Origin of the sequence: Variovorax beijingensis, from assembly GCF_007828835.1 — a bacterium.
Lineage (GTDB): Bacteria > Pseudomonadota > Gammaproteobacteria > Burkholderiales > Burkholderiaceae_C > Variovorax > Variovorax beijingensis_A.
Genome location: NZ_VIVL01000017.1, coordinates 82,679 through 89,246 on the forward strand (window position 1 = coordinate 82,679; position 6,568 = coordinate 89,246).

The 6,568-nt window shown below is 61.1% G+C and carries 7 protein-coding genes and 1 pseudogene; 4 read left to right on the plus strand and 4 right to left on the minus strand.

The window, feature by feature from the left end:
* The first annotated feature begins 9 nt into the window (after nucleotides 1-9).
* Together FB547_RS30700 and FB547_RS30705 are read left to right on the plus strand one after the other, a co-directional pair.
* Entirely contained in the window at nucleotides 10-981 is a 972-nt protein-coding gene (locus FB547_RS30700) for a Bug family tripartite tricarboxylate transporter substrate binding protein (RefSeq protein WP_145747398.1), read from the plus strand.
* A gap of 13 nt (nucleotides 982-994) precedes the next feature.
* Nucleotides 995-2,323, plus strand: a complete 1,329-nt coding sequence (locus FB547_RS30705; protein ID WP_145747399.1) for a sulfatase — start codon at nucleotides 995-997, stop codon at nucleotides 2,321-2,323.
* Here the strand turns inward: FB547_RS30705 and FB547_RS30710 are convergent.
* The 3 genes and pseudogenes from FB547_RS30710 to FB547_RS30720 all read right to left on the minus strand — a co-directional run.
* Nucleotides 2,323-2,687: pseudogene (locus FB547_RS30710) on the minus strand (ATPase, T2SS/T4P/T4SS family); the annotation flags it as partial. The gene FB547_RS30705 and the pseudogene FB547_RS30710 sit on opposite strands and share 1 nt — an antisense overlap.
* A 1-nt stretch (nucleotide 2,688) precedes the next feature.
* A complete protein-coding gene (locus FB547_RS30715; RefSeq protein WP_145747400.1) occupies nucleotides 2,689-3,360 on the minus strand; it encodes a glutathione S-transferase family protein in 672 nt (223 codons plus the stop codon).
* Nucleotides 3,361-3,538: 178 nt separating this feature from the next.
* Entirely contained in the window at nucleotides 3,539-4,291 is a 753-nt protein-coding gene (locus FB547_RS30720) for an SDR family oxidoreductase (protein WP_009043159.1), read from the minus strand.
* A 127-nt stretch (nucleotides 4,292-4,418) separates the two neighbouring features.
* On the opposite strand from FB547_RS30720, the gene FB547_RS30725 reads away from it, so the two are divergent.
* Nucleotides 4,419-5,327 (plus strand): LysR family transcriptional regulator, encoded by a 909-nt coding sequence (locus FB547_RS30725; RefSeq protein ID WP_145747401.1) that lies wholly within the window; start codon nucleotides 4,419-4,421, stop codon nucleotides 5,325-5,327.
* A 716-nt stretch (nucleotides 5,328-6,043) separates the two neighbouring features.
* On the opposite strand, the gene FB547_RS33735 is transcribed toward FB547_RS30725, so the two are convergent.
* Nucleotides 6,044-6,175: a hypothetical protein gene (locus FB547_RS33735; protein WP_261380459.1), complete on the minus strand. Its 132-nt coding sequence runs from the start codon at nucleotides 6,173-6,175 to the stop codon at nucleotides 6,044-6,046.
* Between FB547_RS33735 and FB547_RS30735 the strand changes: the two genes are divergently transcribed.
* On the plus strand, nucleotides 6,174-6,488 hold the full coding sequence (locus FB547_RS30735) for a hypothetical protein (protein WP_145747402.1): 315 nt from the start codon (nucleotides 6,174-6,176) through the stop codon (nucleotides 6,486-6,488). The two genes, FB547_RS33735 and FB547_RS30735, sit on opposite strands and share 2 nt — an antisense overlap.
* The last annotated feature ends 80 nt before the right edge of the window (nucleotides 6,489-6,568 follow it).

Genomic DNA, 6,568 nt, shown 5'->3' on the forward strand with positions numbered 1-6,568 from the left:
GAATTGATCATGTCGTTCCGCTTTTCACGCCGTCTTTTTGTCCTCGCAGGCCTCGTTTCCGGTCTGTACGTGCAAACCGCTGCAGCCCAGGACAAGCCTTGGCCAACGGCCAAACCCATTACCTGGATCGTGGGATTCGTGCCTGGCGGCTCGGTCGATGTGCTCACGCGCGCCATGGCCAAGGCGGTGTCCGATAAAGTCGGGCAGACCATCGTCATCGACAATCGGCCGGGTGCGTCGGGCGCCCTGGCGCTGCAGGCGGCGGCCCGCGCCTCCAAAGACGGCTACACGCTCGTAACTGTCCCCGGCCCGGTGGTTTATGGGCAACGCCAGCCCGAGATCGGCAAGGAACTGGCGGCCGTCGCGCTCATGTCGCAGGGCCCGATCGTCTTGGTTGGCAAGGCGGCCGGCGCGCCGGCCAACCTTTCCGAACTGATCCAAGCCATGAAGAAGGCGCCGACGCTGTGGAACTTCGCGAGCTCGGGTACCGGCACCGGTCAGCACCTGGCCGGCGAGCTCTTCAACTCCATGGCCGGCACCGAAATGGTCCACATTCCCTACAAGGGCGGTGGCCAGGCGGTAACAGACATCATCGGCGGCCAGACCGGTCTGGGCATGCTGGGCGTGACACCCGTTCTCGCGCACATCAAGTCAGGCCAGCTCAGGGCCTACGCGGTGACGACGACCTTCCGCATACCGGGCCTGCCGGATGTGCCAACGATGGAAGAGGCCGGACTCAAGGGTTACGAGGCGACGCAATACTTTGTAGCCGCGATGCCCGCAGGCGTGGACGCGCGCATCGTCGCGCGACTCAACGTCGCCATTGAGGAGGCCAGCCGCATGCCTGAGGTGGTGAGCGCGCTGAACGCAGGCGGTCAGGTGGCCACCAAGCTTTCGCCCGCGGAGGCCCAGAAATTCGTTGTGAAAAGCCTCGCGAAATTCGACGCCGTGGCGAAGAAAGCCAACATCACGCTCAACTAGGGCCCGATCGGCAATGCGCTCTGAACGCCCCAACTTCGTGTTCATCCTCGCCGACGATCTCGGCTATGCCGACCTGGGCTGCACGGGCGCGCGGGATGCGGGTAACCAGCCGGCGGACGTGTCGCCGCACCTGGACCGTATGGCACGCGAAGGCATGCGCTTCACGCGTGCCTATGCCAATTCACCGGTTTGCTCGCCCACCCGCTTCGCGCTGGCCACCGGCCGCTGGCAGTACCGGTTGCGTGGTGGCGCCGAAGAGCCTTTGCCCACCGTCATGCACGACAAAGTGCTGGGCCTGCCGCCCCAGCACCCAACGTTGCCCTCGCTGCTGGGCGCGGCCGGCTACGCCACAGCGTTGGTCGGCAAGTGGCACCTCGGCTATCCGCCGGCGTTCTCGCCACGGGCCTCCGGCTACCAGGAATTCTTCGGCTTCCACGCAGGCGGCAACGACTATTTCGAACATTGCGACCCACGTGGCCGCGCCGACTTATGGGAAAACGAAGCGCCGGTACAAAGAGCCGGTTATCTCACCGACTTGCTGAGCCGGCGCGCAGTCGACTTCGTTGAACGGCAAGCCGCGGACAGACCCTTCCTGCTAAGCCTGCACTACAGTGCGCCACACTGGCCCTGGCTCACACGCGACGACGCCGATGAAGCGTTGCGCATCGCGGGCGTGGGCAAACATCTGGATGGTGGATCAATCGCCACCTACCAGCGCATGATCCATCACATGGACGAAGGCATCGGATGGGTTCTCGATGCTCTGGCCAGGAAGGGTGCCGCAGACAACACACTCGTTGTCTTCACCAGCGACAACGGAGGCGAGCGCTTCTCCAACAACTGGCCTTTCGTGGGCCAGAAAATGGACTTGCTCGAAGGCGGCATCCGCGTGCCCCTGATCGCACGCTGGCCGGCGCGCATCGCGTCATCCACCTTGCACAACGTACCCAACCTGACGATGGACTGGACGGCCACGATGCTCGACGCTGCTGGCGTCGCAGCACATCCGGACTACCCTCTCGATGGAAAGAGCTTGCTATCAGTGCTGGACGATCCTCATGCGCATATGCCGCGCGACCTGTTCTGGCGCATGAAGCATCGGACCCAGCGCGCGGTGATTCGCGGCGACTGGAAATGGCTGAGCATTGAAGGAAACGAGTTCCTCTTCAACCTCGGTCATGACGCACGGGAGCGCGCCAACCTCAAGAACCGTTATCCCACGATGGCCAATGAGCTCCGAAGTGCGTGGCAAGCCTGGGATGGCAGCATGCCATCCATTCCGCCCGACGCCCAAGCTCACCTAGTCTTTACCGAACGGGAGATTCCGAGGGCGAGCTTTTAGCTTTCGACGCGGCGCTTGCGGCCACGCCCGGCGATGTGGATGACGACGTTCACCGCTTCGGCGATCAACGCGCGGGGCGGATTCACCGCCACTTCGAGAATCAGTTGCTCCACGCGCGGCAGCGCGCCCAAGGCGGAACCGGCGTGGATCGTGGCGATGCCACCGGGGTGGCCGGTGCCCCACGCCTTGATGAGATCCAGCGCCTCGCCGCCGCGCATTGCAGTTCGATGGTGTCTTCGAGCACCAGCACGCGGTCGCCGGTGGCGGCGATCTCGGCCAGCAAGGCATTGGCGAGCGTGGTCTTGCCCGTACTGGTGCCGCTCGCGATCAGGATGTTCTGCCGCTCGCGTACCGCGCGGCGCAGGCTAAGCGGCAGCGATCAGCGCTCCTTGTTGGCGGAGATGCGTTTGGAAACGATCGGCATAGTCTCCGACAACGGCATCCCTTACGCTGGAGCGCGCCTCAAGCGCCTCACGCCAAGCCGAAATGCGCGGAAGACCGTCGAAAATCTGGTGTGCGACAGCTGCGTCGATACTCTCGAAGTAACGGAAAAGCGGGGCATAAACCGCATCAACCATTCCAAAGGCCGAGCCATCGAAGAACGGCCCCACGCCTATTTCTGACTCCAGTTTGCCGAGCCGTTCGCGAAATGCGGTGCGCTTGGCATCTGCGGTCGCAGAGTCACGAGCGTGGAGAAACTGCCAGGCTTCAGCTAGAGTCTGCGACGCGAACTCGATCCACGCGCGATTCCGTGCGCGAGCTAACGCATCAACGGGGTACATCGGCGCGCCGCCTTGGGTTTCGTCGAGGTACTCGCAGATGACCATGCTTTCGAACAGGATCGCATCTTCCGCATTGTCCTGGCGCACCTTGAGCACGGGGACCTTGCCGGTTGGCGAAACTGCCAGGAACCAGTCTGGCTTGGCTGATAAGTCGACATTTACCCGATCGAATTGGATACCCTTTTCAAGAAGCACAATCGCGGCGCGCTGTACGAATGGGCATAGTGGGTGGCTTATTAGCGTAAGAGCGTTCATTGCTTTTAGTGGCTCTGGATGGTTTATCAAGCGGAAACAGCGGCAGAGGTTTCCCGCATACCGCTGTTTGCACGGTCTGGATTGGACTAGTTCGTCGCTAAGTGCTGAGGCGGGCGTTCAGTACCTAATTAACTCAGCCCAGGCGATGTTGCATTCGCGCAATTTTTGAGCTGCGCGCTTAGCCATTCAGCAGGCGGCCGCCATCAAGAACGATTTCAGAGCCGACCGTCCAGCGCGACTCGTCGGATGCCAGATACAGCACTGCTTTGGCCACCTCGTCGGAGGTACCGAAGCGCCCAAGCGGAATGGTTGCCGCGATCTCTTTGTTAAGCTGCTCGCGATAAGCTTCCGGAATACCGAGCTTGTCGTAAAGCGGAGTCTCGACGGGGCCAGGGCTCACTGCGTTGACACGGATGCCTCGGCCCAGCAATTCGGTCGAGAGCGTCTTCGACATGTTCAGCAATGCGGCCTTCGTTGCGGCATACACGGACGAGCGATCTGCGCCTGCATGCGCGCTTACGGAAGTAGTCAACACAACGGAAGCAGGATTTGCGAAGACCGGCAACAGCGCCTGCATCAGGAAGTACGGCCCTTTGACGTTGATGTCGAAAGAACGGTCGAACATATCTTCCGTCCATTCCTCAATGGGCAGCCAGACGGACACGCCGGCATTGAGGAAGGCAACGTCGAGTTGGCCGTAGTGTTCCTTGATGACTTGTGCCAGCTCCTTTTGTGCTGCAACGCTGGCCGAGTCGGCGCGCAGCACCGGCACTTCCGGGCCCAATTCGGCCTGGGCCTTTGCAATCGAATCGGGGTTGACACCCGTTACGATCACGCGAGCACCCTCCGCCAGGAACTGCTTTGCCGTTTCCAGCCCGATGCCACTGGTGCCGCCAGTGATGAGAGTACGTTTACCTTGCAAGCGCGACATTTGAATTCTCCGGTGAATGACGACCACCGCGGTCGACATGGAGAAATATGCGCTTATGGCCCGCAGCAGATAAGACTGCCTATTCGCATATAATTCATGCAGATTTGGCATGAATTAAGGTGGAGAAGTGGACCGATTTCTTTTGATGACGTGCTTCGCGCGTGCTGTAGAGACCGGGAGCTTTTCGGCGGCAGGGCGCGATCTAGGGCTGGGGCAACCCAATGTAAGCCGCTATGTAGCGGCTCTGGAGGATCATTTGCAGACGCGCTTGCTGCACCGGTCTACGCGGAAGCTGTCCTTGACGCCGGAGGGCGAACGCTACTATGCGGACATCCGGCGCATCCTGGATGCGGTGGATGAATCCGAATCGTCCTTCAGGAACAACGTCGAGCCATCGGGACTCTTGCGCGTAGCCTGTCCGACAGCTCTCGCACACGCGTTTGTGCTGCCGCATGTGCCGGCCTTTTTGGAGCGCTACCCTCAATTGATCTTGGATCTCCAACTCAACGATCGATACGTAGACCTAGTCAATGAAGGTACCGAACTCGCCATTCGCATAGGACAGCTGGAGGACAGCACCTTGCGCGCCCGGCGTCTTGGATGGTACGACCGGGTCTTCGTCGCCAGCAAGGACTACTTGGCTAAACGCGGAGTTCCGCAGACCCCGGATGATCTACGCGACCACGATTGCATCGTCTACACCTTACTGTCGTCCGGGGCGACCTGGCGATTCCGTGACGCGGACATTCCGATTGCCGGCAGGCTCAGGGTCAACTCGCCAGACGCTGTGAGTACGGCGGTCTCGGCAGGCCTGGGTGTGGCGCATGGACCTGCGTGGCTGTTTGAGGGCGGGCTGAACAGCGGGAGATTACAGTTCATTCTCACCAACCATGCGGCTCCCCCAGTCCCCGTGCAGATGGTTTATGTCGCCAATAGACTGCTCCCCACGCGGGCTATCGTGTTCATGGATTTTATAGCTGACGTGTTTTCAAAGATTCCAGCCTTGAACGGCAGCGCCCCTGTGCCGACTCTATAAGACGCGACGACAAAACGTGACCTCTCGCGCTCTTGCCTAAGGCTACGATTAGCCGATAGACATTCCGCGCTGTCGCCCGATCTCCCAAGAGACGCAGTCGCCGCGCACAGTTGCAGGTGCGATGTCAACTCCACGGACACCCCACCCAGGCGCTGCGCGTCGCGTGGGCAGTGACGACTGCCTGCGGGTCGCGCCCTTCTCTGCCCCGGTCTTGCTCAATCGCGAGGTGATGATCGGTGCGGTATAGGCCATCGCTCACCAGCGCGGCGATGTTCCTGTCGGCGGCGCGCAGGTCCCGGCCGCCCCCTTTACCTCCACCACCCGAAGGACCTGATTTCACTCCACTCGATCATCAACAGGCCACCCAAACCCGCGTGGTTAAAGGACTTGGCTGTGATCGACATGGGTCTTTACCGTCGTTTTTACCGTCAGAAGCGCAGATCTTTTGCTGGCGCGGGAGATGGAGCGATTTGCAGGGAAGCGACGTTTTCGACTTCATTGTCAACCGACTGACATCATACCGAGCAAGGACCAAAACTTCAGCCTGGGCACGGTAGTGCGATCCAAATTGCGAGAACAGCCATCATCGGGGCATCCAAGCAAGTCGGTTTCGGAACTTGCTCCAGATGAATTGGACAAGATTTACTCCTCAGAAGGAGTTGGTCTGCGCCGGAGCACATGGCTGAGGGACAAGGCGTCCCCAATCAGCCAGTGGCTCAGTAGCGCTCGCCGACCAGATCTTCGCTCTTGCGCCACAGTTCAGCCGCTCGTGCTGCATCCAGGGCATAGGCGCGATAGCCTCCCGAGAAGCCCATCGTCTTGCGGTGCCTTGAACTCGGCCGCGACATGGCAATCCTCGCAGTACCTGCCGCCGACCTCGTCGCTGGAGGCGGTGAAAGCCGCCCAGACCGACGTCGCTGCGCCTTGAGGAATCGTTTTCGGTTCGAACGGTGGCAGCCTCTGCTGGGCACGGGAGGCGTTGAGACCTGCCATCCAGCCCTTCAGCATCTCGACATCGACGTTGCGGGTCAGACCCGTGTTGATCACGCCTGGATGGACCGCGACAGCGCGGATGCCCCGATCCTTGTGGCGGCGGTCGAACTCGACGGCAAAAAGCGCATTTGCGGTCTTCGACTGGCCATAGGCGTAAGCGCGCGGTGATCCCGTCTTGACTGCAGTCGCAGATCAGGCTGGCTGCCAGCGATGCGGCAATAGTTCCGCGACGCGACTGGCCGGCTGCG